Raw genomic sequence first — 26,425 nt, 5'->3', positions numbered from 1 at the left:
TTTCTGCTTATTAAAATGGTTTGATACTTGATAACAAGTACAAGTAAAATGTTATCATCCGGACTTCTCAAAGTCAAGATTATAAACGTTATTTTTTTATAATAATTATAAATAAGAAATTTTCGTGCCAAAATATAAAGGAACAGCCCTCGATCTCTCCTATTGGAAAGCTAAGGGCTGCCCGATCATGATGTCTTCATTATGCCTGTTTACGGATCGCTGCAACGATCAGATCGCCCATTTCCGTAGTGCTGATAGCTTTGCTCTTATCTACTGCAATATCACTTGTACGGTGTCCGGCATTCAACACCTCGGACACAGCTGCCTCAATGGCATCCGCACCTTCTGCATAACCAAAGGTTGTACGGAACATGAGTGCTACTGACAAAATCGTGGCAATTGGATTCGCCAATCCTTGACCGGCGATATCCGGTGCCGAACCGTGTACCGGCTCATACAGACCAAAGCTGCCTTCGCCCAGTGATGCAGAAGCAAGCATGCCGATTGAACCTGTCAGCATTGCTGCTTCATCACTCAGGATATCTCCGAACATATTTTCCGTTACGATTACGTCAAAGCTGGCTGGACGACGCAGCAGCTGCATCGCACAGTTGTCAACGAGAACGTGCTCCACTTCAACATCCGGATATTCCGGAGCTACCCGGTTAACCACTTCACGCCAGAGTCTGGATGTCTCCAGTACATTTGCTTTATCCACGGAAGCGAGTTTTTTGCGGCGTCCTTGAGCGATTTCGAATGCTTGACGAACAATCCGCTCCACTTCGGTTACATTATATACACAAGTGTCCACAGCTTCTTGCCCCTGTGAGCCTTCACGTCTGAATTTTTCACCAAAGTAAATGCCTCCAGTCAGCTCCCGAACCACCATCAGGTCCGTGCCTTCCAGTACTTCTGGTTTCAATGTGGATGCATCCTTCAGGCAGTCAAACACAACGGCCGGGCGCAAGTTGGAGAACAATCCGAGTGCTTTGCGAATTCCCAGCAAGCCCGTTTCTGGACGGAGTTCCTTGCTGTTGTTGTCCCATTTCGGACCGCCAACGGCTCCGAGCAACACTGCATCTGCACTTTTGCATACGGTGAGTGTTTCCTCTGGAAGTGGTGTGCCTTTCTCATCGATGGCAATTCCGCCAAACAGTGCGTGCTCGGTTTCGAAACGATATCCGAATACTTCCTCCGTGCGTTTAAGTACTCTCTCTGCTTCGGCTACAACTTCTGGACCGATTCCGTCACCTGCGATGACTGCAATTTTTTTTACGTCTGTCATGGGTTGTCCAACTCCTTCATTCATTCTCAATCGAACGTGTCATACTTCACTCTCTCTTTTGTATCATATTCAGTGGTCATTTGACCAAGATATACATTCTATGACTTTAATAGATTTTACCTATAAGAGGTTGGAGGTCTGTTGTTCTGCTCGTCAGACTGGAGTAAAATAATATGTGAAGTCAAATTCAGGTAACTCAGGAGGGATTGCAAACCATGCAATACACGTACTTGGGAAAATCAGGTCTTAAAGTAAGCCGGATTTGTCTCGGCACCATGAATTTTGGGCCTGCTACAGACGAAAAAGAAGCATTCCGAATCATGGATGCAGCCCTCGATGCCGGCGTTAACTTTTTTGATACCGCTAACATTTATGGTTGGGGTGAAAATTCTGGCCTTACCGAGGAAATTATCGGTCGCTGGTTCAGCCAGGGTGGCGGCAGACGTGAAAAAGTGGTGCTCGCGACCAAGGTGTATGGTTCCATGCATGATGAAACGGATGGTCCCAACAACGATGCTGGGCTCTCCGCCTATAAAATCAGACGTCATCTGGAAGGTTCCCTTCGCCGCTTGCAGACAGACCATGTAGAGCTATATCAAATGCACCACGTGGACCCGGCGGTTTCATGGGACGAGCTATGGGGGGCATTCGAAAATGCTGTCCATCAAGGCAAAATTGGTTATGTCGGATCAAGTAACTTCGCTGCATGGCAGATTGCCATTGCTCAAAGCGAGGCCAAAAACCGTCACTTCCTCGGTTTGGTATCCGAGCAGCACAAATATAGTCTTAACTGTCGTTTGCCTGAACTTGAAGTACTGCCTGCAGCCAAAGAGCTGGGCCTCGGCGTGATTCCATGGAGCCCACTTGATGGTGGCTTGCTGGGTCGTAACGCTCTCCAGAAGCTGGAGGGCACGCGCAGCGGCGGCATCGCTGAACGCATTGAACATCATAAAACCCAGCTCGAAGAATTTGCAGCACTGTGCCGCGATCTTGGCGAACCACAGGATACGATTGCTTTGGCTTGGGTTGCAGCCAATCCGGCAGTGACCGCACCAATCATCGGCCCCCGTACGCTGGAGCAGTTCGAAACTGCGCTCAAATGTCTTGAAGTCACATTGGATGAAGCGGTACTTAAACGTCTTGATGAGATATTCCCGGGTCCGGGTGGACATGCCCCTAACGCGTATGCGTGGTAATCTGCTCTATTTGCAATACTCTTGATCCGTCCTTATTGATCAACATATCATTCAGGATATAGCAAAAAGTCTGACCTTAGTTCATTATCTAGGGTCAGACTTTTTTGGGTTGCACAACAAATTGTAGTGCAGTTCAAGTCCATTTAATGCTTGCTGCGTCCGTTTACAGATTCACGTTAACACGGTTGGTGTATGTTTTTCTTTTTTCAATCAGTTGGTTAAGGCCATCCACATAAGCACGTGCACTTGCACCCAAAATATCGGTGCTTACACCGCGTCCCTGAACGGAAACCTGGTTCTGAGTCAATACAACATGCACTTCACCGAGTGCATCTTTACCATGTGTAACGGACTTGATCGAGTAATCGGAAAGCGTAACTTCCTCCCCGCTCACCTTGTCGATCGCATTGTAAATGGCATCAACGGAACCATTACCTTCCGCTTGCTGTTCAACGGTGTTACCGTCAAGCGTAGCAATACGGACTTTGGCAGTCGGAGTCGATTCATCCCCATACGTCACGAAGATGGATTCCAGTTTGTACACCTCAGGTGCATCCTGCAATTTCTCTTCGATCACGGCGAGCAAATCCTCATCAGTGACTTCTTTTTTCTTATCAGCCAGATCTTTAAATTGGGCAAAGGCACGGTTCAGTGCTTCATCATCCAGTTCATAACCCAGCTCAATCAAGCGCTCGCGGAACGCGTGGCGTCCAGAGTGTTTACCCAGGACGAGCTTGCTTTCCTTCAGACCAATCGTCTCTGGCGTCATGATTTCGTACGTTGTTTTTTCTTTCAGCATGCCATCCTGATGAATACCGGATTCATGTGCGAAGGCGTTCGCACCAACAATGGCCTTGTTTCCTGGAACGACCATTCCTGTCAAACGGCTCACGAGCCGGCTGGTACGTGCGATTTCCGAAAGCTGCAGAGAAGTTTTCGCCTGGAAGAATTCCTGGCGTGTCTCCAGTGCCATGGCAATCTCTTCGATAGCCGTATTTCCTGCACGCTCACCAATTCCGTTAATCGTACCTTCGATCTGATCTGCACCATTCAAAATGGCAGCCAAAGTGTTGGCTGTTGCCATACCCAGGTCATTGTGACAATGTGCACTCAGCTGCACTTTTTCAATACCATGAACATTCTCTTTGAGATGCTTGAAAATGTTACCGTACTCATAAGGACTCAGATACCCTACTGTATCTGGAATGTTAACTACCGAAGCGCCTTCCTCTACGGCCATGTTCACCATTTCAACGAGGAAGTCATACTCGGTACGGCCTGCATCCTCAAGAGAGAACTCAATTTTGGAAAATGACTTCTTCGCATAACGAATGGCAGAACGAGCTGTATCCAGCACCTGCGCTTTGTCCATGCGCAATTTGTGCTCGCGGTGAATGGGTGAAGTTGCCAAAAATACGTGAATGCACGGGTCCTGTGCACCTTTCAGCGCTTCTCTAACCGCATCAATATCCTGCTCTCTGGAGCGGGACAAGCCGATAACCGTAATATTTTTAACCGCTTTCGCTACTGCATTTACCGCTGCCAGATCGCCTGGAGATGCTGCCGGAAAACCGGCTTCCATCCGGTCAATCCCAAGCCGCTCGAGCTGATGGGCAATTTCCACCTTTTCACGAGTGTTCAAATTGACTCCCGGGGATTGTTCTCCATCACGCAGCGTTGTGTCGAATACATAGATTTTACGCACGCCTCGCACCTCCTAGACTGTAATGTATGATTGCCTCTAAACCAGCAATAGCGGCACACGCATAAGCACGGCCGCTATTTCCGGTTAAAGCTGTAAAATTGCTTATTTATAAATACAGATTCTTACTTCTTGATCCAGTGCATCATCTCACGCAATTGTCCGCCAACCACTTCGATTGGGTGTTCAGCTTCGTTGCGACGAGTTGCTGTCAGGAACGCACGACCGGATTGGTTTTCCAGGATGAAGTCACGTGCGAATTTACCTTGTTGGATATCGGAAAGGACTTCTTTCATCGCTTTCTTCGTATCTTCAGTTACAACGCGAGGTCCAGTTACATAGTCACCGTACTCGGCTGTGTTACTGATGGAATCGCGCATACTTGCAAGTCCGCCTTCATACATCAGGTCAACGATCAGTTTCAATTCGTGCAGACACTCGAAGTACGCCATTTCAGGAGCATAACCAGCTTCTGTCAACGTTTCGAAACCAGCTTTTACCAGGGCACTTACACCGCCACACAGAACAGCTTGTTCACCGAACAGGTCTGTTTCTGTTTCTTCGCGGAAGGATGTTTCGATAACGCCTGCACGTGTGCAGCCAATACCTTTTGCATATGCAAGACCGATGTCTTTTGCTTTACCTGTTGCATCTTGCTCGATCGCGATCAGGCCCGGTACACCGAATCCTTCCACGTAGGTACGACGTACCATGTGGCCAGGGGACTTAGGAGCTACCAGCAGAACATCGCTGTCTTTTGGAGCAACGATTTGACCGAAATGAACGTTGAAACCGTGGGAGAAGAGCAATGCTGCGCCTTTTTTCAGGTTAGGTTCGATTTCGTTTTTGTATACAGAAGCTTGCGTTTCGTCAGGGAGCAAGATTTGAACAACATCAGCGCGGCTAGTTGCTTCAGCCGGGGACAATACTTCAAATCCGTCATTTTTTGCAGTGTCAAACGATTTACCTTCACGAAGTCCGATGACTACATTCAAACCGCTATCACGCAGGTTTTGTGCTTGGGCATGGCCCTGGCTACCGTAACCAATTACGGCGATCGTTTTTCCTTTCAATACGCTAAGCTCTGCATCCTGTTCATAATAAGTAGTTACTGGCATGTTTATAAGTCCTCCTTTGTATTGTAAAGAACCCTTCATTAATGAGCGGGTGTCTCAAGGGACCGGTATGCTGGCTGTTCCAGCAACTATGGTCTGATCCGATCCGTTCAGACACCCGCCCTTTAATGCGGGTGTGTAGCTCTCTTTTCAAGCGTTACATCACTAAAATGTTGAATTGCAGCAGATGCAGGATCACGATGTCATTCAAGGATCACCTGCAGTCTGTAATACTGCTTCTTCTCGTATCCTTCGTTGCTTACCCGATATGCATATTAGACCATAGAATTAGATCTATTGGCAATTATACGTTTCCACGTACCAGTGCAGTTACTCCAGTCCGCGAGAGTTCGCGAATACCATACGGCTTAAGAAGCTCAATCATGGCGTCGATTTTGTCGGTATCTCCAACAACCTGAACCATCAGACTGCTTGGACCAATATCCACAACCGACGCGCGGAACGTTTCAACCACTCCCATGATTTCAGGGCGCTCGGAAGGTTCTGCTTTTACTTTAATCAAAGCGAGTTCACGGGCAACCATCGGCTTGAGGCTGAAATCCACCACTTTGATTACGTCAATGATCTTATAGAGCTGTTTCTCAATCTGCTCCAGCGTTTTGTCATCACCAATCGTGACAATGACCATACGGGACAAGCCCGCTTCTTCCGACTGACCTACCGTAATGCTCTCAATGTTGAATCCACGTCGACCGAACAACCCCGATACCCGCTGCAGGACGCCAGGCTGATCGTTGACCAAAATCGAAATCGTATGTCTAATCATTCCTCAGCATCCCCCATCAGCATTTGATCAATTGTTGCTCCTTGCGGAACCATTGGATATACATTTTCTTCTTTGCGAACAACAAATTCTACAACGACCGGTCCAGGTGTATCCAGTGCTTCCTGCCATGCCCGTTCAGCTTCTTCCTTGTTCGTGGCACGCAGTCCTTTTACACCATATGCCTCAGCCAGTTTTACAAAATCCGGGCTTCCCGCCAGATCGATGTGACTGTAACGGTTCTCGTAAATGATTTCCTGCCACTGGCGAACCATTCCAAGCACCTGGTTGTTAATGATGACAATCTTGACTGGGATATTATTGATCGCGCAGATTGCCAGTTCTTGTGAACACATTTGCATTCCGCCATCACCATTAATGGAGATGACCAGTCTGTCCGGATTCGCCATCTGTGCTCCGATTGCCGAAGGGAATCCAAAGCCCATTGTTCCGAGTCCGCCGGAAGTTACCCATGAGCGAGGTTGATTGAACTTGTAGTATTGCGCCGCCCACATCTGATGCTGACCAACGTCGGTAGTCACGATCGCCTCACCTTTGGTTGTATCATTCAACAACTCAACGACCCATTGTGGTTTCAACTCATCTTCGGAATCCGTGTAGCTGTAAGGTTTCTCTTGCTTCCATTGCTTGATCTGGTCTCTCCAGGCATCCGCACGTTCGGCACGCTGCACTTCCTTGTTGGCTATTTCGAGTACCGTCTTCACATCGCCAACAATCGGGATATCCGTCGCGATGTTTTTGCCAATTTCCGCTGGGTCAATGTCGATGTGTACAATTTTGGCATGTGGTGCAAAACCGTCCAGTTTACCTGTAACCCGGTCATCAAAGCGAGCTCCGATGTTGATCAGCAGATCCGATTGTTGAATCGCCTGGTTGGACGTGTATGTTCCGTGCATACCCGGCATTCCGGTCCAAAGTTCGTGTCCACTTGGGAAAGCACCAAGTCCAAGAAGAGTCGTTGTAATTGGGATGCCTGTTTTCTCAACAAATTCGAACAGTGCTTCGTGTCCACCGGAGTAAACGACCCCGCCACCTGCAAGAATCATCGGACGCTCTGCTTCCTGAATGGCCTGAGCCAAACGATCAACCTGAAGCTTGTTTGGCACCGTCCGAGGGTTATAGCCTCTCAGTGTCACTGGTTCAGTACTTGGTTCAAACAAGGTTTTGTTGGCAGAAACATCCTTCGGAATGTCGATTAACACCGGACCTTTACGTCCTGTATTGGCAATATGGAATGCCTCATGAATGACACGCGGCAGATCTTTAACGTCTTTTACCAGATAGCTGTGTTTGGTAATTGGCATTGTAATACCCGTGATATCCGCTTCCTGGAAAGCATCCGAACCAATCAGGCTGGAAATGACGTTCCCCGTAATGACAACGAGCGGTACGGAATCCATATATGCCGTTGCAATTCCGGTTACAAGATTCGTTGCTCCCGGACCGGATGTTGCGATACAAACACCAACTTTGCCGCTCGCACGTGCATATCCGTCTGCTGCGTGAATCGCACCTTGTTCATGCCGAGTCAGTACATGCTTGAAGTCCTCGAAACCGTACATGGCGTCGTAAATGTACAACACCGCTCCGCCCGGATAACCGAATACGCACTCGACACCTTCCAGCAACAAGCTTCTTAGCAGAATCTCAGAACCGCTAATGACCTCCGGCTTCATCCATTTTTCACGTAATTCATCTGTTGATCGTACTTCTGGAATTTGAGCTCCCATCAGTCATCCTCCTCTCGGAATTTACATCATTCTGACATTTGAAGTTACAAAAAAAACCTTTCATCCCTGCAAACAAATTAATGCTTGCGAGGGACGAAAGGTTGTTGCTTCCGTGGTACCACCCAACTTTGTCCGAAATTTCGCAATAACGGACCTTACCAGGTACAAAAAACGATAGGTCAAACGGACATAGCCGTCTTCCATACCTGTTGTCTGTAACGCAGACATACGATTTTCCCTAATACGCGAGTGGAGTGACATCCAATGCTTTTCAGGAAAACAGCTCCGAGGTGAGCTCGTATATAAGGGATTATGGTGGTGGTTTCAGCAGATCCAGCCACTCTCTGAGCAAAAGAGCCCTTAAAACTTCGTCCTCTTCATAGCCGATTAAATATTCTCGTTAAATGTTAGGAACATTATATGATTCCTCCAACCGATAAGTCAATACCTGATTTGGATAAAAATTTTAAACGCCCTGTATCACGCTACTACGATTCTTAACGTTACCCTATTCCCTTCACTTCATTCAGTCACCTTTTATCTTGCTCCAGGCATAGGATATACGAGCAGCACGACTGGTCTTGAAAGGAGGATCCGCATGGTGATTCGGCAACGCAATTCGAGGCTGGATGATGGCGCCATCATGAGTTTAATTGACTCGCAACTTGTTCCTCTATCCCATATGAGCACCAATGAAATCAACAAAATACGCAAAGACATACCCCTGCGTATGAACAGGGGCATGACCTTCGTTGTCTCACCTGACCCGAACAAAGAAGCTGTCGCATTTATACATTTTCTTATGCACGGCGAGTTGTTATATGTCGATATGATGGCAGTTGCTACAAAGGAACAGCGCAAAAGGTATGGTCAGACTTTGCTGCAAAAAGCCGAAAATTTTGCCGCATCGCGAGGCTGCAAAAGATCCAAAGTGATGGTCGACGAAGGCAATACAAAAGGGCTGCAGTTTTATCAAAAAAATGGATATAGCACCGTTCGTTATATTATGATAAGCCGCTGTTACGAAATGGAAAAGAACATTTAGGTTCTCCTAGAATAATCCTGGTGGACGCGGCCCGTACGGTCCGAATCCGGGGCCCGGACCAAAGCCTGGACCATATCCGGGGCCGGGTTTTGGTCCAGGTCCGTAGCCTGGTCCATATCCAGGGCCTCCAAAACCAGGACCTCCAAAGCCAGGTCCCGGGCCGTAAGCGTAAGGTAATGTGGCGATTGCAAGCAAATCAAACAGAACCAGTGGAAGAATGGCTTTTGTGCGTACTTTTTTGCCATTCATGCGCTTTAGCACTAATTTATTGCCCGATACTTTCAACAGCTTCCCCGTAACCCGAGTGCCGTCTTTTTTCACCGCAACGATATTTTTGCCTACGAATTTCAACGCTTCACGACGCGTAACATGTTGTTTCATACTTTCCCCTCCTCCTCGGATCATTCAAAACAGTGTATTCGTCCATCACTTGCTTCGCCTGTTTCTTTGTCCCTACTTGAAAATATGGGTCTCTACCCTGACACGATGGAAACGTGTGAATTGCTATTTGTATAACAAAAAAGAGCCCGCACGAAGCGGACCCATTTTCTGATAAAACTCATAATATTGTTTAATGAATTGCTTACATCTACCTTTTCCCCGGATCATACGGTTCACCGAGTGCAGACGGAGCTGACGAACGTCCGACTGCCGCGATAAGAACAATAATCGTGAGCAGGTATGGCAGCATATAAATAATTTCCTGGGGAATACTTTGAGACCATTCAAACAGCTGCACATAGTTTCGAATTGCTTGTGAGAACCCGAAAAATACAGCAGCACCAAATGCTCCGATTGGATTCCATTTACCAAAAATCATCGCTGCGATAGCAATGTATCCTTGACCGGAAACCGTATTGTGCGAGAATGTGCCTGTTGTTGTCAGTGTGATAGCAGCACCACCGATTGCAGCCAGTGCACCACTGATCATTACGCCAACATAACGATAGCGACGAACTTTGACACCTACAGTATCAGCCGCGCTCGGGTGTTCACCCACAGAGCGCAAACGAAGGCCGAATGGCGTCTTGAAGAGAATGTAATACGTCAGGAATACAAGAATGATCGCCAGATATGTTGTTGGGTAAACATTCTTGAACAACGCTTCCCCAAGCAAAGGAATATCCTTGAGAAGTGGCACATCAAATTTGCTGAAGCCCTGCACCAAAGGTGAGTCCCCTGATCCTTCAAACAACAATTTAACCAAATATAGAGTACTTCCTGCTGCCAGGAAGTTGATAACGATACCACTAATAATCTGGTCCGCCTTGAACGTAATCGATGCAACAGCGTGAATAAGAGATACGAGTACGCCCAATGCTACGGCAACCAAAACACCCATCCAGGCGGACGTTGTACCACCCATTCCAGCTTCTTGGGCATAGTGAGCCCCAATTCCGGCAGCAAACGCACCAAAGACCATAAAACCTTCAAGTCCCAGGTTGGTTACACCGGATTTTTCAGAGAATATCCCGCCAAGGGAAGCAAAAATCAATGCCGTAGCAAAGACAAGCGTCGTATTGATAATTTGCCCAATTGTCAACAAGTCCATCTACAACACCTTCTCTTTCTTGCGCTTGGAGTAGAACGGTTTAAGAACCCAGCGCACGATGCCTTGTGCCGCAATGAAGAAGATAATCGAACCGATTACAATCCGAATAATCTCTGGCGGTACATCCGCAGCAAAGCTCATACCAGCAGATCCATAGGTAAGCGTACCGAACAACAACGCCCCCAGGAGCACACCAAACGGATGGTTCAAACCAATCAAGGCAACGGCAATGCCGTCAAAACCTGTTCCTGGAGATCCCGACATGACTGTCTGATACTGGAATACACCAAGTACCTGGAAAGCTCCACCAAGACCCGCAAGCATACCACTGATAAACATGGCTTTTACGATATTGCGATTAACATGCATACCTGCATATTCAGCCGCATTCGGGTTGTGACCTACAGCGCGGATTTCATACCCTTGCTTGGTTTTCCACATATAAATATAAAAGAGAACAGCCATAACCAAAGCGATCAATGTGCCCATGTGAACACGGGAGTTGCCCATTAGTTCAGACAACCAAGTCAAGCTGATTGAAGCTGACTCACTAATATCTACCGAACGGTTTTCCCCTTGAAGCAGCAAAAACTGCCGTACAATCAGATTGGCCAAATACAGACCGATCCAGTTCAGCATGATACTGCTGATTACTTCGTTCACTCCGCGAGCGGCCTTCAGGTAACCGGCAATGGCTGCCCACAGACCACCGAATACTGCACCGGCAATCAACGCCAGTGGAGCATGAATGTAAATTGGCAGACCAGCAAACTTAACCCCCACAAATGTGGCTGCTGTCATACCGACGAGAAATTGTCCTTCTCCACCGATATTAAACAGTCCCGCACGAGACGCAAACGCAAACGCGAGGCCTGTCATGATCAAAGGCGTCATCTCACGTACAGCTTCACCGAAGTTGTACATGTCACCAAAGACTTTTTTAAACAATGCGCCATATGCCTCAATTGGGTTGTATCCTCCAATAAGCATAACGATACCGCCCAGAATTAACCCCATGAGGATTGCAACGATAGGCAGGATAAAGGAATCACGGGTAAACCATTTCAATACTTTACTCATGTACAGTACCTCTCTTTTGGGTGCTGCCCGCCATCATCAAGCCGAGCTCCCTGTCATTCGTTTCTTCCGGCAGGACCTCACCGACAATTTGGCCCTCATAAATGACAGCAATGCGGTCCGAAACGTTGATAATTTCATCGAGCTCGAAGGAAATCAGCAATACCGCTTTTCCTTGGTCACGCTGAGCAATCAACTGTTTCTGGACAAACTCAATAGCACCTACGTCCAAGCCACGTGTTGGCTGTGCTGCGATAAGCAGTTCCGGGTTCTTATCGACTTCCCGTGCAATGATCGCCTTTTGCTGGTTACCCCCAGAAAGAGACCGTGCTTTGGTTTCAATGCTCGGTGTCCGCACGTCAAACGCCTCAACAAGACGTTTGGCCTGCTTTTTGATCGCATCGAAATTAAGAAATCCTCTGCGCGTGTAAGGAGACTTGTAGTAAGATTCCAGAACAATATTTTCACTGACCGAGAAATCCAAAACCAATCCGTGCTTATGTCGGTCTTCCGGAATATGACCTACTCCCGATTCCGAAATATGACGCGGTGAGTGGTTGGATAATTCTTTTCCTTGCAAACGGATCGATCCGCTATCCACTTTGCGCAATCCCGTCAGAGCTTCAATCAATTCGCTCTGTCCATTGCCATCTACACCTGCAATACCCAGAATTTCTCCAGCACGAACATTCAAGTTCAGTTCATTCAGAACAGAAATCCCCTCTTTGTTCTTGGCAGTCAGTTTGCTGACTTCAAGGACATTGGCTCCAGGCGTTGCGGGTATTTTATCCACTTTAAACGTGACATTACGACCAACCATTTTTTCGGCAAGCTCATTGGGATTGGTTTCAGATGTCTTGACAGAGTCGATTACTTTCCCGCGTCGAATAATGGTGACCGTATCCGAGATCTCCATAATTTCTTTTAACTTATGTGTAATCAGGATAATCGATTTGCCTTCTGCCACGAGTTTTTTCATGATGACCATCAGTTCTTTGATCTCCTGAGGAGTCAGAACAGCTGTTGGTTCATCAAAGATCAGAATATCAGCGCCGCGGTACAATGTTTTTACGATTTCAACGCGCTGCTGCATACCAACTGAAATATCATGGATTTTGGCATGTGGATTTACTTTGAGTCCGTATTGCTCGGACAAACGCTGCACTTCGGCAGCCGCTTTTTTATAGTTAATATTGAGACCCTTCGTTGGTTCAGATCCCAAAATAATGTTCTCTGTTACCGTGAACGGCTGAACAAGCTTAAAGTGCTGATGCACCATGCCGATCCCAAGCTCGATTGCTTTGTTCGGGCTATCGATCATGACAGGCTTGCCATTCACTTCAATGGAACCTTCATCTGGCTGATAGAGACCAAATACAATATTCATCAACGTTGATTTACCAGCGCCGTTTTCGCCCAGTAAAGCATGAATCTCGCCTTTACGAAGCTGAAGGCTGATGGCGTCGTTGGCAACAATGCCTGGAAAACGCTTCGTGATTTGTTTTAACTCAACGACGGGGGTTGCTGCACCCATGTAATCACCCTTATAACTGATATAGTGTGGTTCCGCAAACGTAAGAAAAACGTCTATCGACGTATGTTCAAGGAAAAAAACCGCTTTGTTGCGGTCATTTTTCTTTTCTTGAGATTATCGAATCCATCCAGCACAGCTGAAATGTATACATTCCATAATCTTAAGAAAAGCTCCTTCCGGAGCGTTATTGCTAAAACATTGATTCTGCATTTGGAAGGTTTCCAGCAGCACCTTATTAACTAGGTACAAATGTTATGATGGCGTGAGCAAATTTTCCTGTCCTGACAATCATAAGGCCGGTCAAGACCGGCCTTGTGATTATTCAATTCGCAGGCGAAGCAATTACTCTGTAGGTACTTTGATTTCGCCGTTGATGATTTTTTCTTTGTATTCGTCGACTTTAGCAAGGATGTCAGCAGAAACATTTTTTGTAGAAGTATCAGCAATACCTACACCGTTCTCTTTCAGAGTCAGGTTTTCGGAACCGCCAGCAAATGTGCCGTCAATAACTTCTTGGTTTACTTTCTTAACTGCTTCGTCAACTTTTTTGATCATGGAAGTCAGAGTAACATCGTCACCAAACTCCAAAGATTGGTCTTTATCCACACCGATTACCCAAACATCTTGTCCTTGTTTTTTACGGGCAATTGCTTCGTTGAACACACCGTTACCTGTAGCACCGGAAGAGTGGAAAATGATATCCGCGCCTTGGTTGTAGATTGTAGCTGCTGCTGCTTTACCAAGGTCTGGTTTGTCAAATGCGCCTGTATAGTTGGAGATCAATTCTGCATCAGGGTTAACTGCTTTAACCCCTTCTCTGAAACCAACTTCAAATTTCTTGATCAGTGGGCTGTCCATACCGCCAACAAAACCGATTTTGTTCGTTTTTGTAGTCAGACCGGCAACAACGCCAACCAGGAAGGAACCTTGCTCTTCAGCAAATGTTACGGATTTAACGTTAGGAGAATCTACAACACTGTCGATGATCGCCAGTTTGGATTCAGGGTTTTGGTCAGCAACCGTTTTGATTGCGTCAGCCAATTGGAAACCGATACCCCAAGTCAGATCATATCCACCTTTAACGAATTCGTTCAGGTTAGGAATGTACTCTTCATCGGATTTACTTTGCAGGTATTTAACAGCCGTACCTGTTTCAGTTTCAGTTGCTTGCAGGGCTTCCCAAGCGGATTGGTTAAAGGATTTGTCGTTAACGCCACCTACGTCAGTAACCATACCGATCTGCAAATCGGATTTCGCTTCAGTGGATTCGCCACCTGTTGTTCCTCCGGCATTTGTTTCTTCCTTCGGTTTGCTTCCGCAACCTGCGAGCATTACCGATACTGCCAGCAACATGACCAAAGACAAGCTGAGCATCTTTTTCATTTCTCTTGTTCCCCCTTAATGATATATACCTAATTCCTACCCAGGTCGATATTGAACGATGAACAGATGTCTGATATGACTTTTATGCGGAATGTATGGTTTCTTCGACATAAAGAGCCCCTTTACACCTTATCTTTACCGGATCATCTGCCGAAAAACCGAACATTATGACTAGGAGAGAAAAGTTTAGGACTAGCCTACTAGAGGTGATTATACATTCAACCAGTGTTAAAATCCAGATGTTTCATGACTAAAAATCACATATTTTTAGACTTTTATTGTTGAAAACGCTTAAAATTTTAGCGGTTTAACACACTAACGTTACAACGATGTAATGTTATATAACAAAAATATACCATCATTATCACCATTAGCCAGTAACTCCTAGTTTAAGTTTGCATTATATGAACGTTCGGTTTTTATGTATCTGCCAAAGGCCTGATAGCTGTCAACCGCATCCAATCTAAGTTTGTCCTCCCGGACCTCGGTGTATTCGTCCGACGCTTTCTGGCGTGAAAAAAGCCGCCATAAGGTACGGCGGCTTGCATGTTACAATTTAAGCGTTGATTTTGCCTTTAGCTACAGTAGCCAAAGAGTTGAACGCATTGATGTCGTTAACGGCCAGATCAGCCAACATCTTGCGGTTCATGTCCACTCCAGCAAGTTTCAATCCATGGATCAGTTTGTTGTAAGACAAACCGTTTTGACGTGCTGCTGCGTTAATACGAACGATCCACAGTCTGCGGAAGTTACGTTTCGTGTTGCGACGGTCACGGTATGCGTAAACCAGGGATTTCATTACTTGCTCGTTAGCTGTTTTAAAAATGCGGTGTTTGGAACCGAAATAACCTCTTGCCAGTTTCAAAACCTTTTTATGACGACGACGTACTACAAAACCGCCTTTTACTCTTGCCATATTAAAGAACCTCCCAAATAAATATTAAATGTATCCGTGGTATGTGTACGGCCTAAGCCGATCCCCCATACGGATGTACTATTTTAAGTTAGCCAAACCTTGTTTCAAACGTCTTACGTCCCCGGCTGCCATTACTGGGTTGCCGTTCAGAACGCGCTTAGCACGTTTTGATTTGTGGGAAAGCAAGTGGTTTTTGTGTGCTTTGTAACGAAGGACTTTACCGGAACCGGTAATTTTGAAGCGTCCTTTCAAACTGCTGTGTGTTTTCATTTTAGGCATTTTGTGTTTCCTCCTCCAATGTTATCAGGCTTTAGGAGCCAGAATCATGATCATACTGCGGCCTTCCAATTTTGGTTGGCGTTCGATGGTGCACAGTTCTGCCACTTCCACCTTAACGCGCTCCAGAATCCGTTGACCAATGGCGGCATGGGCAATTTCACGTCCGCGATAACGAACAGAACATTTAACCTTGTCGCCTTCTTTCAAAAACTTAATTACATTACGAAGCTTCGTTTGATAATCGTGCTCCTCAATATTGGAACGGAACCATACTTCTTTAATGTCAACAATTTTCTGGTTCTTACGGGCTTCTTTGTCTTTCTTTTGTTGCTCATAGCGGAACTTGCCATAGTCCATGATGCGGCATACCGGCGGTTTAGCCTGTGGTGCCACATTGACCAGATCCAAGTTCAGATCAATCGCCATTTGCAGTGCTTCCCGAATGGGCTTGATCCCAATTTGTTCTCCTTCAGCTCCGACAAGGCGCACTTCCTTCGCCCGAATCTCATCATTAATCATGTGATCTTTACTAATAACCGTCCACCTCCAGGTCATTTTGAATACTGTTAAACAAAAATAAAAGGGATGCCGGTCAAGCTACCGACATCCCTGTAATCAACACAATTCTTCATGAGTATACACTTCATAAATTATTGGGATCGTTGACCAGCCAACGTTAATGTTGGTCAGGTGAGAAGTCGGACTTCTGCTTGTGATTCCATTGCTATTCATTTAACGCACTTGAATACTATAACATCATGTTCGGCTATAGTCAACACCTTTGAAACATTTTTATTAAATACATGGCCTGCTTAGCCAGAAACACTCTTACCCTTGCTTGCTCTGCACCTCATCCAAACGTACAACACGTGTATGCTGGGTATGGCTCCATTGTTTGTTGTTCTGCGTAAAGAACGCGTAGAACGTAATCGGATACCACGATAGCAGATAGATCGGGAATACAATCAGATACAGATACACTTTCGCAAAAGTAACCTTCTCCAGTGCCATCGACAAAAGGAATGTCAGAATGTTCAAACCAATGGCCACGAAGCCTACCCATAATGGGAAGTATCCGTAGATGTTGGCAATATGCGGTCCGCTGAATACGGCTGTATCCACCCACATAACAGCTGTCATCAGGAATGTCAGTAATACAACGTATACGTTGGCACCATATACGGCAAGGTCGAACTTGACCAAGCTTCTTTCCTTAATACTTTGCCACAACAGTGGGAAGAAATATCTCCGCGCTACCGTAAAGTGACCTTGCATCCAGCGCAGACGTTGTCTTGCTGAAGCTTTGAATGTCAGAGGCTTCTCATCAAATACTTTTGCATCATAGTTAAACACGGGATACACGTTACGCTGCACACTGCGCATCGTAAACTCCAAGTCCTCGACCAAGCTAGTCGCACCCCAGCCAATTTCCTTCAGCAAATTCGTTTCAAAGCACATACCTGTACCGCCAAGGAAGTTGGCCATGTTGAGGTTGTGACGGGACAACTGCCACAAACGGTTAATGTACCAGTACGATACCCCGTAAGCTGCAGTAATCCAGGAATCTTCCGGATTTTTCGTATCGATATAACCTTGAATAACACGCGATCCGTTGCACAAGTCGTTATTCATCTCAAGCAAGAAATTGCGATCAACCAGGTTATCAGCATCAAACATAACAACGGCGTCATACTGACGCGGCAATTTCCACAGATATTTGAGCATCCACTCAATAGCATAACCTTTACCTCTGAGATCAGCGTTTGTACGCACACATGCATTCAAGCCATGATCTCTGACGATTTGAGCCGTACCATCCGTACAGTTATCACAGATAACGAATACATCGTACAGATCTTCCGGATAATCGAGTTGTTTCAGGTTCTCCATCAACGCACCGATGACCTGCTCTTCATTGTGTGCTGCAACGAGTACAGCGAAAGATTTTGTGGCAGGATAATGTTTCTTTTTCTTTTTCTTATACAGACCGAACAGCGAAAACGTGAATTGGTACACGGCTAGCAGTGCCAGTATGACCTGCATCGTGACGAATATAGCGTCCAACATCGTTCTCTGTTACCCCCTTTTTTTCAAACCCTGTTTACTTTAGCGTTTCTCTACCTGATTCTGCATCTTTGTTTTTTTGTAATGTGCAGAATATGACCCTGGTCTTTTGTTTACTACGCAAGTATTTCAAGCATGGTTGCTTCCAATTTGGCTGCTTTATCGATTTTGGATGCTTTTCAGCTATTTGTCAAAACCGCAATTTCACTTCCTAAAGCAGAAATGTGAACATTAAACGCTGATTTGGCAGTTCGTGATACTGCGCCCTCGCATTCATGCCTGTTATATCTTATTTTCAGCCGTTTGCTTGATTTTTATTTCTAAAGTCCCTGCTTTTTTCATTACCCAGTACTGTCCAACCAGAGGCTATACAAAAAATAACGCAAACGGACACCAAAAAGTTCAATATAAAACTCACATTTTTTTAACCTCATTTCAGCCATGTTGAATCATTGTATCTTTTTTAGCTCGTCCGAGTCAAAAAGTTAAGTTGGATGATTAACCACTCTTTAACATGAATTTTACGTTGTTCACATGTCTTCTTCTTGAAAAGGACAACATTTAAAAATATGATAAACATATACCTGAAATAACCTGAACTTCTCGAAAAACGGTTATATAGTAATCAGGACAACACCGGACACAGAAAATATACCGGAAATACTGCCGCCAATTCGGGCGGCCTGACTGGCAGGAGGCCAATATGAGCCGTTTATTCGTTAAGTTTCAAGCGTACGATCGCAATGTGTTTATGTGGATTAATGGTCGACTTCATAATCGATTTATGAATTTTTGGCTGTACTATCTCACCCATCTAGGCGGAGCAACATTTTCTATTGCCGTATCCTTATTGATATGGCTGCTCGCTCCAGCCCCTTGGAGTACGACAGGCCTACAGGCATGTATCGCTCTGGCTGTGAGCCACATTCCCGTAGCAATCGCCAAAAGGTTGTATCCTCGCATCCGGCCTTACCTGGCCATGCCGGAAACGATCACATTCCGCAATCCCCTGACGGACCATTCATTTCCTTCAGGACATACAACCGCTGTCTTCTCGGTAACCGTTCCGTTTATGACTATGGAACCTATTTTGCTGGTGACGCTGCTGCCGGTTGCACTGATTGTCGGATTCTCCCGAATTTACTTGGGTTTGCACTATCCTTCGGATGTGCTCGCGGGTGCCACAATCGGTACTTTAGTCGCACTAGCGACAGTTGCATTATGGACCTAAAGCAGATATGTTAGACTAAGGAAAACCTAGCAGGAACAGGTGAAGCAAGCGTGGAGAAAAAACGAGTATTACTACTTTCCGAAGGCTTTGGAGCCGGTCATACACAAGCCGCTTATGCACTGTCCAGCAGTTTGAGAAAGCTCTCTCCGGAAGTACAGACCAAAGTGCTCGAACTGGGTAGTTTCCTTAACCCCAGAGTCGCACCACTTATTATTACGGCATACAAAAAAACGGTAACCAACCAACCCAAACTTGTCGGATACGTATACAGGCATCAATATAAAAAGTCTTTGAACCGATTGACTACACTCGCATTGCACAAGCTGTTTTACACACATACACGTAGTGTCGTACGGCAGCTTCGTCCAAATGCCATTGTATGTACGCATCCCATACCAAGTGCCGTCATATCCAGATTAAAGCGCCTCGGTGTACAAGTACCGCTCTGCACGGTCATTACCGATTACGATGCGCACGGCACTTGGATCAGTCCCGAGGTGGACTTGTATCTGGTATCTACGGATGAGGTTAAATCCAAATTAATGCTGCGCGGAGTTTCCGTAGACAAAATACGAGTTACTGGCATCCCGGTACACCCCAACTTTTGGGAGCATCCTGGCCGTGATGAGATCCGTGCCAAGTTTAATCTGAAAGATATGCCCACCGTTCTTGTCATGGGCGGCGGCTGGGGAATGCTTAGCGATGAAGTAGTCAATAAGCTTCTGACTCGCTGGCATAACGATATTCAGATCATCTTCTGTCTCGGACGCAATGACAAAATCCGGATCAGCATGGAACAAAACCCGGAGTACCGGAAAGAAAATATTCACATTATCGGATACACCAAAGAAGTGGATAAGCTAATGGAAGTTTCCGACCTGCTGATAACCAAGCCTGGTGGAATGACATGTACGGAAGGACTCGCCAAAGGTATTCCGATGTTGTTCCATAATCCCATTCCGGGCCAGGAGGAAGAGAACGTTCAATATTTTACCGCTAGAGGACTGGGCGAACCGATCACTTCGCTTGATGTCGTGGTTAAATGGATGAATAAATTGTTACATAAATATCCCGACATCGTCCGTAAACGCAAACGTCATTTGGCACAGATCGCCAAATATCGTCCGATGGAAAGTGCTCAAAGCATCATCGATCTTCTGGACCTTCGGCCATTCCAGGCTGATCAGGCCAGATTATGATCAAAAGTTCGATAAACAAGCCGCATACACTTATACAAAGAAAAAAAGGTGCCTTCAACCTGAAGGCACCTTTTTCATGTCTATTTTAAAAATGAAATAAATCCAACCTACTGAATGCCCGCCGATTTCAAATATTCCTGCCATTGTTTGGTATACTCGGCTTGTATTTTCTCCAGTCCTGCCTGCTTAGCTTTTTCCATAAATGTGTTCAGGCCTGCTTCAACGTCTGCAACCAAACCAACGTTCAGTGGATACAGATACTGTTTCTCCACTTGCTCAAGCGCAGCCTTCTCCGCCTGAAACGGTGTCCAATCCTCAGCAAATCCGGTAAAGATATCCGGCTTCTTGATTTTGTCCAAATCCTCGAACATGGCGAGTACATCGTCGAACGTTTTATCGTAGAGCATGAAGTCCGGATTCCGCCAAGCCCAGCCGTTCATGCCCTCACGCGGGAATCCATTGGTCTGAGCATCGCCCACCATTTTGTAATAGCCATCCTGAACTTCAAAGTTTTTGCCTTCTACACCGTATTCGGTGAGCCAGTTGTAACGTTTGTCAGTTACCAGCTTCTCATAAAAAGCCAGTGCCTTTTCCGGATTTTTGCTGCTTCGCGGTATAGCGAATCCGTTGTGAATCGGATGAACAGGTTGTGCAAAACCTTTGGCATTCGGATAAGCGAAGTATCCCAGCTTCCAATCAGGATGCGTAGACTGGACCTTGATGACATCTGCATTAAATTTGTTCGGGTTTTCACCTGATAGAACAACAGCAGCTTTGCCATTTTGCAGCAGTGAATTCGATGTGTCCTTCACATTCAGCACGTTTTTCGGGAAAAATCCTTTATCCATCCAGCGTTTGTACGTTTTCAGGTCCTCCAGATGCTGGGCTGATCCCCAATAGGACGTGATGCTTGACGGCGAATCGTACATAATATCAAGCCCGTAAGGGAGCTGACCAGCCGTATTCACCAGTTTGGAGGTTAACTGACGGATGCCGTGAGTGTGATTGGAGTTACTGTCCGCAATGGGAATCATGCCCGGTTCATTGGCTTTGATCCCTTCAAGATAAGCTTCGAGCGTCTCCAAGGATTCTGGTTTGGGCAAATTATACTTTTCACGCAGGTCCTCACGGTAAGCAATTCCTTCTGTGACATACTCGATCCAGGTCGAAGGTACAGTATAGATTTTTTCATTAATTTTAACAGCGTTCCACATATCATCAGGTACATGGGATTGCAATGTTGGTGCAGCCTTCGGCAGCAGTTCGTCGAGCGGCAAGAATGCTCCTTTTTTGGCATACGATTGATAGAATGTCCAGTCCGCAGTGAAAATCAGATCAATCGGCTGGCCAGAAGACAGGAGCAGCTTATATTTTTGATCCCAATCCGTCCAGGAAGTGTAGTTAAATTTTACGTTGACGTTCAGATCGGCCTCAGCGAGTTTGTTAATCTCGGATTCAATAACAGGCAAGTCTTTTGGCGCGTCTCCAAGCATGTAAAACTGCAGGGTCACCTTCTCACCTTTGTCTGGAGATGAAGCGCCCTCCTCACTCCCTTGCGCCGATCCCCCAGATCCGTTATTACACGCGGCTAATACCCCGGCAAACATCATCAGGGCCAGCACCAGAGACAGGTGCCGAATTATTTTGTTGCGCATACGCATCCTCCCTTTTGTAGGAAACCTTATATGTTAGCGTAAACCGCCAGGACGCATGCAGAAGTAAACGAATAACCAGCTGGCGCCCCGAGCATTTTCACGTTCTAACCTTTTACCGCACCAATCGTAAGACCTTTGACAAAATAACGCTGTACAAACGGGTACAAGAACAAAATGGGACCCGTCACCACAATCGCCATGGCCATCTTGGTTGATTCCGTAGGCACATCCTGGCTGAGCGTAATTCCCGTACCTATGGCCATCTGATCGATGAAAGTAATCGTATTCATCGTGTTATACAGGTAAAACTGCAGCTGATACATATCCGGGTTGTTAATGAACAGTGACGAAGTAAACCAGTCATTCCAGTATCCCAGGGCCAAAAACAAACCTACGGTTGCGATCCCGGGCATCGCCAGCTTCAATACAATGCTGAAGTAAATGCGGAAGTCATTCGCGCCATCCATTTTGGCGGATTCAACCAGTTCATCCGGAACAGCAGAACGGATAAAATTTTTCATCAAAATGATGAGAAATGGCGTCATCAATCCAGGGAAAATCAGTACGGTATACGTATCCGTCAGATTGAAGTAATTTGCCAACATAATGTACCAAGGCACCAACCCACCGCCAAAGAGCGTGGTGAAGTAAATGAAGAAAGAGAAGGTATTGCGGTATTTAAAATCTTTGCGCTGCAGCACGAATCCCGCCATTGTAATGAGGAATAGTCCGAGCGCGGTCCCCACAACGGTTGTAAAGACGGTCACTCCGTAAGCTTTCAGCACCTGAGTAGGGAATTTGAACACCATTTGATAGCCTTCCAGGGAAAAGTCTGTTGGAAAGAGATGATATCCGTCTCTCACAATCGATTCATTGCTGCTGAACGAGCCGGATAAGATCAGAAGAAAAGGCAGCAGACACATGATGGACAAAACCAGAATGACGCCATAGGCGATAATCTGAAACAGCAAGGTAAATTCTGAGTCTCTGGCACGGGTAGTATGCATGGCGGCTCTCCCTTCTGCCCTGTGGGCGGTTTAGAACAAAGCGTAATCCTCATTCACTTTCCGGATAATGTAGTTCACGGTCATGATCAGAATGAAGCCGAAAATCGACTGGTACAAGCCTGCTGCGGTAGCCATCCCGATATCGAAGGTCACTTTCAGAGAACGATACACGTACGTATCAATAATGTCTGTGGCGTTATATAGCACACCGTTATTCCCAATAAGTTGATAAAAGAGATCAAATTGTCCCTTCATAATGCTCCCCAGAGAGAACAGAAGCAGAATGACAAAGGTCGGTTTCAGCATGGGAACGGTGATATACCAGATGCGTTGAAAAATATTCGCTCCATCAATGCGGGCAGCTTCATAATATTCGTCACTGATCCCGGTGATAGCCGCCAGATAGATCACCATACTGTATCCAAGGTTTTTCCATAGGTAAAAAATAATGATCAGAAACACCCATATCCATGGCGTGTTATAAATATCAATTGGGCCGGCTTCAAAACGTTTGAGCACCGTGTTCACAAAACCGGATTCATAGTTGAACATGTTGTAAGCGATTACACTTAATAGTACAAATGAGATGAAATACGGTAGAAACATCACGGATTGCGTAATTTTCTTAAAGAGCTTCCCACGGACTTCACTTAACATAATGGCACAGAAAATGGCGAGTCCGTTTCCCAGTATAATGAAAGCCAAGTTATAACCAACCGTGTTGGTCGTAAGTTTCAGCAGCATGCCGGACTGCCAGAGAAACTTGAAATTTTCCAGCCCTACGAACGGACTACCGAATAATCCTCCCTCAAAGTCGTACCGGGTAAACGCATAGTAGATACCCACCATCGGAAAATACGAGTTAATGAGAAAAAAGATCAGTGTAGGCAGCAGCATCAGGAACATGATTTTGTTTTTGTTCAATTCTTTGAGCATGGCTCGATCCCTCCCGGATTTCTTGCAGCGCGGATGCGCCGTGGAGCTCTGTTTTTAGTGTAGACGCCCTTCCCGCTCCCGGATACTGAAGCTTCGCGCCGGAAAATGAACGATATTGCCAAACCTGATATGAACAATGTGAACCAACACTGAAAAGAACTCCAGTACGTTCACAAATGTTGATATCGTGCATAACCTGGGCATAGTGAACAATTCAGCGAAAGTTGAACGATATGTACTGAAACAACCTTTTAAACCTTGTACAATATTGATGTAAACGCATACATGATATATAATTTGAATGACTATCCTCATGCACAGCAGCCTGCTGTGAAACAGAGCGTAACGCTGTGAAATGAAGTTATCTCACCCAAAATGCAGATGTTCAGGGGGAACTGATTGATGCGCAAACGTTCAGAGGACAGTCAAAACGTATTTTCTCGAATACTGATTGGCATCATTGTCAGTACCGTTGCTACCCTGCTCGTAGCTTCTGCCATTCTCTACGTCAATTACAATCGCATCGCTCTCCGTCAAGTCTATCGCACCGATATGAACAGTCTTACACAGACCAGCCGGGAAGTATCCAAAATGACCGAAACGGCCAAATCCTTGTCTTATCAGATTTATCAGGACTACAGCATCTCTGCACTGCTCCTTTACTCCAAACCAAGCATCTACGAAATCACTCCGGCCATGGAGCAGCTTGATAATTACCGCATGTCCCTTCCTTTTATCGAATCCATCTATGTATACAACTCCAAAAGCAACGAATTCTTTATTAGTTCTGAAACACGCAATGGTCAGCAAACACTAGCCGAATTAGACGATCAAGGCATAAAGGATATCCTCCAGCGATTTCATGAATATAAACCCTTTGTTCCGATTCCGCGTACTTACCAGGTTGGTTCTACAGAAGACATTGAAGTGAACAGTTACACCTATCTCTGCTATGACACCATCAACGATAATGCCGAGTTAAACTACGCAGTCGTAGTCAATATCAAGGACGATTGGCTAAGTCCCAATATCAATGCAGCGGATCAGCCGGGCAAAACATTTATTATCAACGAAAACGGACAGCTGCTATCCGATTTTGGAGATCGGACGTTAATGCAGGATCTCTCCAAGGAAGCCTTCATGCGTCCCATTTTGCAAAATACGGAGCAATCTGCCTATTTTACCGCAGACGTTGACGGGGAAAAATCACTTATCACCTATACCACACCTGATAATTTGGGATGGCGATATGTACGAATTACACCTGATCATCTGATCACTGCTGATATACGCAGCATGCGCACGCACACCGTCCTGTTTTGTCTGGGCTTGCTTATTGCTGGACTGTTGCTCTCATACCTGGTTTCTCGGAAGCTATATCACCCCATCGATAAAGTCATTGTTCGAATGCGAGTTATGGAAGCCGAGCGTCGTGGAAGTCTGCACATTTTACGTCAGGATTTTTTGCGTGGTGCTCTACAGGGGCGTGAGACAGTATCCGGCGGGATTTTGGAAGAGCGCATGAAGTTTTACGGTTCGTCTGTCCAGGTTCATCGTCCGTCCAGGCTGGTATTACTGCGTATTGACCGTTTTGCTGATTTTTGCGAAACCTACCGGGACGATATCAAGCTGGTAAAATATGCGATGATGAACATTTGCATGGAATCGGCGGAATTTCGCTACCACACGGAAACCGTCGATATGGGTGGGGACATGATTAGTCTTCTTTTCAATCACAAAAATTCGGATCAGCAAAACGCACAGGCTGCAGAAGCGGATATGGAAGAACTACTGCGCATGCTGCAGGATGCGGTAATGCTGCATCTGAAATGCTCCGTTTCGTTCACCGTAGGGCCCGAGGAAGACTCTTTCGAGGATGCGATCGCCGGCTATCCCCACTCAGCGGAGGCTTCCCTGCACCGATTATTCAGTGGCCCGGGCTGCTTGCTGTATACAACCGACATCATGGCGTATCAGGACAAGGAATATGCATTTCCTGCAAGTAAAGAGCGGCAGCTCATCGATTGCCTCATGACAGGCAAAACATGCGAAGCCAAACAAATCTATTCAGATATCGTGGATGAAACGGCAGCATACCCTTTTACCGTATTCCAATTGGCTCTGTCCCATCTGACGATGACACTGAACCACGTACGTAACACACTTAAGAAAAATAACCAGCTTACACTAAGCACCATCTCGGACGCTGCGATGCTTCCTCTCCATGAAGCGGAGGAACTCCGTGAAGTCCATGCCCATTTCTATCGTCTATTCGATGAGTTGGGATTAAAAGTGGAAGAGAAACGAACGTTGAGGCATGAAGAGCTCCTACGCAGAATTAACGGTATTATCGAACGGGATTATGCGGACACCAATCTCTGTCTCACTTCCATTGCTGATGAACTCACCATGTCACCCATCTATATCAGCAGGTTGTATAAACAACTCACGTTAAAAGGACTAACGGATGTGATTAACGAGACACGAATCATCAAAGCCCAGCATCTGCTGATTGAGACCGAGAATTCCGTTGCGGATATTGCAGAGAAGACGGGATTCACCAACAGCTCCTACTTTTATCGCATGTTCAAAAAGTTCAATGGTGTGACCCCGAATGATTATCGTCGCAAGGAACTGCGCTCCGAGCAAATGTAACAATCTTCTAATAATCTTGAAGAAGAAAAATCAAAAAAGCGACACACGAGGTGATGAAT

At 46.0% G+C, this 26,425-nt stretch carries 22 protein-coding genes; 5 read left to right on the top strand and 17 right to left on the bottom strand.

Features of this window, described 5'->3' with window-relative positions:
• Positions 1-199: 199 nt before the first annotated feature.
• Positions 200-1,285 carry a 3-isopropylmalate dehydrogenase gene (leuB, locus tag MH144_RS19155; protein ID WP_239302902.1) on the bottom strand — a complete coding sequence of 362 codons (1,086 nt, stop codon included), beginning with the start codon at positions 1,283-1,285 and terminating at the stop codon, positions 200-202.
• 215 nt (positions 1,286-1,500) lie between these two features.
• On the opposite strand from leuB, the gene MH144_RS19150 reads away from it, so the two are divergent.
• Positions 1,501-2,481 carry an aldo/keto reductase gene (locus tag MH144_RS19150; RefSeq protein ID WP_095359120.1) on the top strand — a complete coding sequence of 327 codons (981 nt, stop codon included), beginning with the start codon at positions 1,501-1,503 and terminating at the stop codon, positions 2,479-2,481.
• 163 nt (positions 2,482-2,644) lie between these two features.
• Here MH144_RS19150 and MH144_RS19145 read toward each other — a convergent pair whose 3' ends face one another.
• The 4 genes from MH144_RS19145 to ilvB all read right to left on the bottom strand — a co-directional run bounded on the left by MH144_RS19145 (position 2,645) and on the right by ilvB (position 7,833).
• Entirely contained in the window at positions 2,645-4,186 is a 1,542-nt protein-coding gene (locus MH144_RS19145; protein ID WP_239302901.1) for a 2-isopropylmalate synthase, read from the bottom strand.
• A 122-nt stretch (positions 4,187-4,308) separates the two neighbouring features.
• Positions 4,309-5,301, bottom strand: a complete 993-nt coding sequence (gene ilvC / locus MH144_RS19140; RefSeq protein ID WP_095288327.1) for a ketol-acid reductoisomerase — start codon at positions 5,299-5,301, stop codon at positions 4,309-4,311.
• 301 nt (positions 5,302-5,602) lie between these two features.
• Positions 5,603-6,085: an acetolactate synthase small subunit gene (gene ilvN / locus MH144_RS19135; RefSeq protein WP_095288328.1), complete on the bottom strand. Its 483-nt coding sequence runs from the start codon at positions 6,083-6,085 to the stop codon at positions 5,603-5,605.
• Complete coding sequence (ilvB, locus tag MH144_RS19130) at positions 6,082-7,833, bottom strand: biosynthetic-type acetolactate synthase large subunit (protein WP_110821114.1); 1,752 nt, start codon at positions 7,831-7,833, stop codon at positions 6,082-6,084. Before ilvB ends, ilvN begins: the two co-directional genes overlap by 4 nt.
• 601 nt (positions 7,834-8,434) lie before the next feature.
• Here ilvB and MH144_RS19125 point away from each other — a divergent pair.
• Positions 8,435-8,878 (top strand): GNAT family N-acetyltransferase, encoded by a 444-nt coding sequence (locus MH144_RS19125; protein WP_481857379.1) that lies wholly within the window; start codon positions 8,435-8,437, stop codon positions 8,876-8,878.
• A gap of 6 nt (positions 8,879-8,884) precedes the next feature.
• Here the strand turns inward: MH144_RS19125 and MH144_RS19120 are convergent, their stop codons facing one another.
• The 9 genes from MH144_RS19120 to MH144_RS19080 all read right to left on the bottom strand — a co-directional run bounded on the left by MH144_RS19120 (position 8,885) and on the right by MH144_RS19080 (position 17,686).
• Entirely contained in the window at positions 8,885-9,259 is a 375-nt protein-coding gene (locus tag MH144_RS19120; protein WP_239302899.1) for a hypothetical protein, read from the bottom strand.
• 208 nt (positions 9,260-9,467) lie between these two features.
• Positions 9,468-10,430, bottom strand: coding sequence for an ABC transporter permease (locus MH144_RS19115; RefSeq protein ID WP_095288332.1), 963 nt, complete (start codon positions 10,428-10,430; stop codon positions 9,468-9,470).
• Entirely contained in the window at positions 10,431-11,510 is a 1,080-nt protein-coding gene (locus tag MH144_RS19110) for an ABC transporter permease (RefSeq protein WP_239302898.1), read from the bottom strand. It abuts the gene before it with no gap.
• On the bottom strand, positions 11,503-13,041 hold the full coding sequence (locus tag MH144_RS19105; RefSeq protein ID WP_095288437.1) for an ABC transporter ATP-binding protein: 1,539 nt from the start codon (positions 13,039-13,041) through the stop codon (positions 11,503-11,505). Before MH144_RS19105 ends, MH144_RS19110 begins: the two co-directional genes overlap by 8 nt.
• A gap of 342 nt (positions 13,042-13,383) precedes the next feature.
• The gene (locus MH144_RS19100; protein WP_239302897.1) at positions 13,384-14,424 is read right to left on the bottom strand and encodes a BMP family lipoprotein; all 1,041 of its coding nucleotides are present in this window, start codon (positions 14,422-14,424) and stop codon (positions 13,384-13,386) included.
• Between the two features lie 556 nt (positions 14,425-14,980).
• On the bottom strand, positions 14,981-15,340 hold the full coding sequence (gene rplT / locus MH144_RS19095; RefSeq protein WP_095288335.1) for a 50S ribosomal protein L20: 360 nt from the start codon (positions 15,338-15,340) through the stop codon (positions 14,981-14,983).
• A gap of 78 nt (positions 15,341-15,418) precedes the next feature.
• Entirely contained in the window at positions 15,419-15,619 is a 201-nt protein-coding gene (rpmI, locus tag MH144_RS19090) for a 50S ribosomal protein L35 (RefSeq protein ID WP_062320217.1), read from the bottom strand.
• 24 nt (positions 15,620-15,643) lie between these two features.
• Positions 15,644-16,138, bottom strand: a complete 495-nt coding sequence (infC, locus tag MH144_RS19085; protein WP_239302896.1) for a translation initiation factor IF-3 — start codon at positions 16,136-16,138, stop codon at positions 15,644-15,646.
• A gap of 309 nt (positions 16,139-16,447) precedes the next feature.
• Complete coding sequence (locus tag MH144_RS19080) at positions 16,448-17,686, bottom strand: glycosyltransferase family 2 protein (protein WP_095288337.1); 1,239 nt, start codon at positions 17,684-17,686, stop codon at positions 16,448-16,450.
• 700 nt (positions 17,687-18,386) lie between these two features.
• On the opposite strand from MH144_RS19080, the gene MH144_RS19075 reads away from it, so the two are divergent.
• Together MH144_RS19075 and MH144_RS19070 are read left to right on the top strand one after the other, a co-directional pair.
• Positions 18,387-18,914, top strand: coding sequence for a phosphatase PAP2 family protein (locus tag MH144_RS19075; protein ID WP_239302895.1), 528 nt, complete (start codon positions 18,387-18,389; stop codon positions 18,912-18,914).
• A 50-nt stretch (positions 18,915-18,964) separates the two neighbouring features.
• Positions 18,965-20,113: an MGDG synthase family glycosyltransferase gene (locus MH144_RS19070; RefSeq protein ID WP_239302894.1), complete on the top strand. Its 1,149-nt coding sequence runs from the start codon at positions 18,965-18,967 to the stop codon at positions 20,111-20,113.
• A gap of 107 nt (positions 20,114-20,220) precedes the next feature.
• On the opposite strand, the gene MH144_RS19065 is transcribed toward MH144_RS19070, so the two are convergent.
• From MH144_RS19065 to MH144_RS19055, 3 genes are all read right to left on the bottom strand, one after another.
• Positions 20,221-21,774 (bottom strand): ABC transporter substrate-binding protein, encoded by a 1,554-nt coding sequence (locus tag MH144_RS19065; RefSeq protein ID WP_481857376.1) that lies wholly within the window; start codon positions 21,772-21,774, stop codon positions 20,221-20,223.
• 98 nt (positions 21,775-21,872) lie between these two features.
• Positions 21,873-22,775: a carbohydrate ABC transporter permease gene (locus tag MH144_RS19060; protein ID WP_239302892.1), complete on the bottom strand. Its 903-nt coding sequence runs from the start codon at positions 22,773-22,775 to the stop codon at positions 21,873-21,875.
• A 30-nt stretch (positions 22,776-22,805) separates the two neighbouring features.
• On the bottom strand, positions 22,806-23,711 hold the full coding sequence (locus MH144_RS19055; protein ID WP_239302891.1) for an ABC transporter permease: 906 nt from the start codon (positions 23,709-23,711) through the stop codon (positions 22,806-22,808).
• A 402-nt stretch (positions 23,712-24,113) separates the two neighbouring features.
• On the opposite strand from MH144_RS19055, the gene MH144_RS19050 reads away from it, so the two are divergent.
• Positions 24,114-26,366, top strand: coding sequence for an AraC family transcriptional regulator (locus MH144_RS19050; protein WP_239302890.1), 2,253 nt, complete (start codon positions 24,114-24,116; stop codon positions 26,364-26,366).
• Positions 26,367-26,425: the final 59 nt, after the last annotated feature.

The sequence above is a fragment of the Paenibacillus sp. ACRRY genome, from assembly GCF_022346995.1.
In the GTDB taxonomy this organism is placed as follows: Bacteria; Bacillota; Bacilli; order Paenibacillales; family Paenibacillaceae; genus Paenibacillus.
The sequence above is the reverse complement of the archived record's forward strand: the minus strand, read 5'-3'. Positions and strand labels throughout refer to the sequence as shown.

Bases quoted from the DNA above. Each gene is read 5' to 3' on its own strand.
- ilvN (WP_095288328.1), bottom strand. From the start codon at position 6,085: ATGATTAGACATACGATTTCGATTTTGGTCAACGATCAGCCTGGCGTC.
- MH144_RS19120 (WP_239302899.1), bottom strand. From the start codon at position 9,259: ATGAAACAACATGTTACGCGTCGTGAAGCGTTGAAATTCGTAGGCAAA.
- leuB (WP_239302902.1), bottom strand. From the start codon at position 1,285: ATGACAGACGTAAAAAAAATTGCAGTCATCGCAGGTGACGGAATCGGT.
- MH144_RS19050 (WP_239302890.1), top strand. From the start codon at position 24,114: ATGCGCAAACGTTCAGAGGACAGTCAAAACGTATTTTCTCGAATACTG.
- MH144_RS19055 (WP_239302891.1), bottom strand. From the start codon at position 23,711: ATGCTCAAAGAATTGAACAAAAACAAAATCATGTTCCTGATGCTGCTG.
- MH144_RS19150 (WP_095359120.1), top strand. From the start codon at position 1,501: ATGCAATACACGTACTTGGGAAAATCAGGTCTTAAAGTAAGCCGGATT.
- ilvC (WP_095288327.1), bottom strand. From the start codon at position 5,301: ATGCCAGTAACTACTTATTATGAACAGGATGCAGAGCTTAGCGTATTG.
- rpmI (WP_062320217.1), bottom strand. From the start codon at position 15,619: ATGCCTAAAATGAAAACACACAGCAGTTTGAAAGGACGCTTCAAAATT.
- rplT (WP_095288335.1), bottom strand. From the start codon at position 15,340: ATGGCAAGAGTAAAAGGCGGTTTTGTAGTACGTCGTCGTCATAAAAAG.
- MH144_RS19115 (WP_095288332.1), bottom strand. From the start codon at position 10,430: ATGGACTTGTTGACAATTGGGCAAATTATCAATACGACGCTTGTCTTT.
- MH144_RS19100 (WP_239302897.1), bottom strand. From the start codon at position 14,424: ATGAAAAAGATGCTCAGCTTGTCTTTGGTCATGTTGCTGGCAGTATCG.
- infC (WP_239302896.1), bottom strand. From the start codon at position 16,138: ATGATTAATGATGAGATTCGGGCGAAGGAAGTGCGCCTTGTCGGAGCT.
- MH144_RS19065 (WP_481857376.1), bottom strand. From the start codon at position 21,774: ATGCGTATGCGCAACAAAATAATTCGGCACCTGTCTCTGGTGCTGGCC.
- MH144_RS19075 (WP_239302895.1), top strand. From the start codon at position 18,387: ATGAGCCGTTTATTCGTTAAGTTTCAAGCGTACGATCGCAATGTGTTT.
- MH144_RS19080 (WP_095288337.1), bottom strand. From the start codon at position 17,686: ATGTTGGACGCTATATTCGTCACGATGCAGGTCATACTGGCACTGCTA.
- MH144_RS19110 (WP_239302898.1), bottom strand. From the start codon at position 11,510: ATGAGTAAAGTATTGAAATGGTTTACCCGTGATTCCTTTATCCTGCCT.
- MH144_RS19060 (WP_239302892.1), bottom strand. From the start codon at position 22,775: ATGCATACTACCCGTGCCAGAGACTCAGAATTTACCTTGCTGTTTCAG.
- MH144_RS19105 (WP_095288437.1), bottom strand. From the start codon at position 13,041: ATGGGTGCAGCAACCCCCGTCGTTGAGTTAAAACAAATCACGAAGCGT.
- ilvB (WP_110821114.1), bottom strand. From the start codon at position 7,833: ATGGGAGCTCAAATTCCAGAAGTACGATCAACAGATGAATTACGTGAA.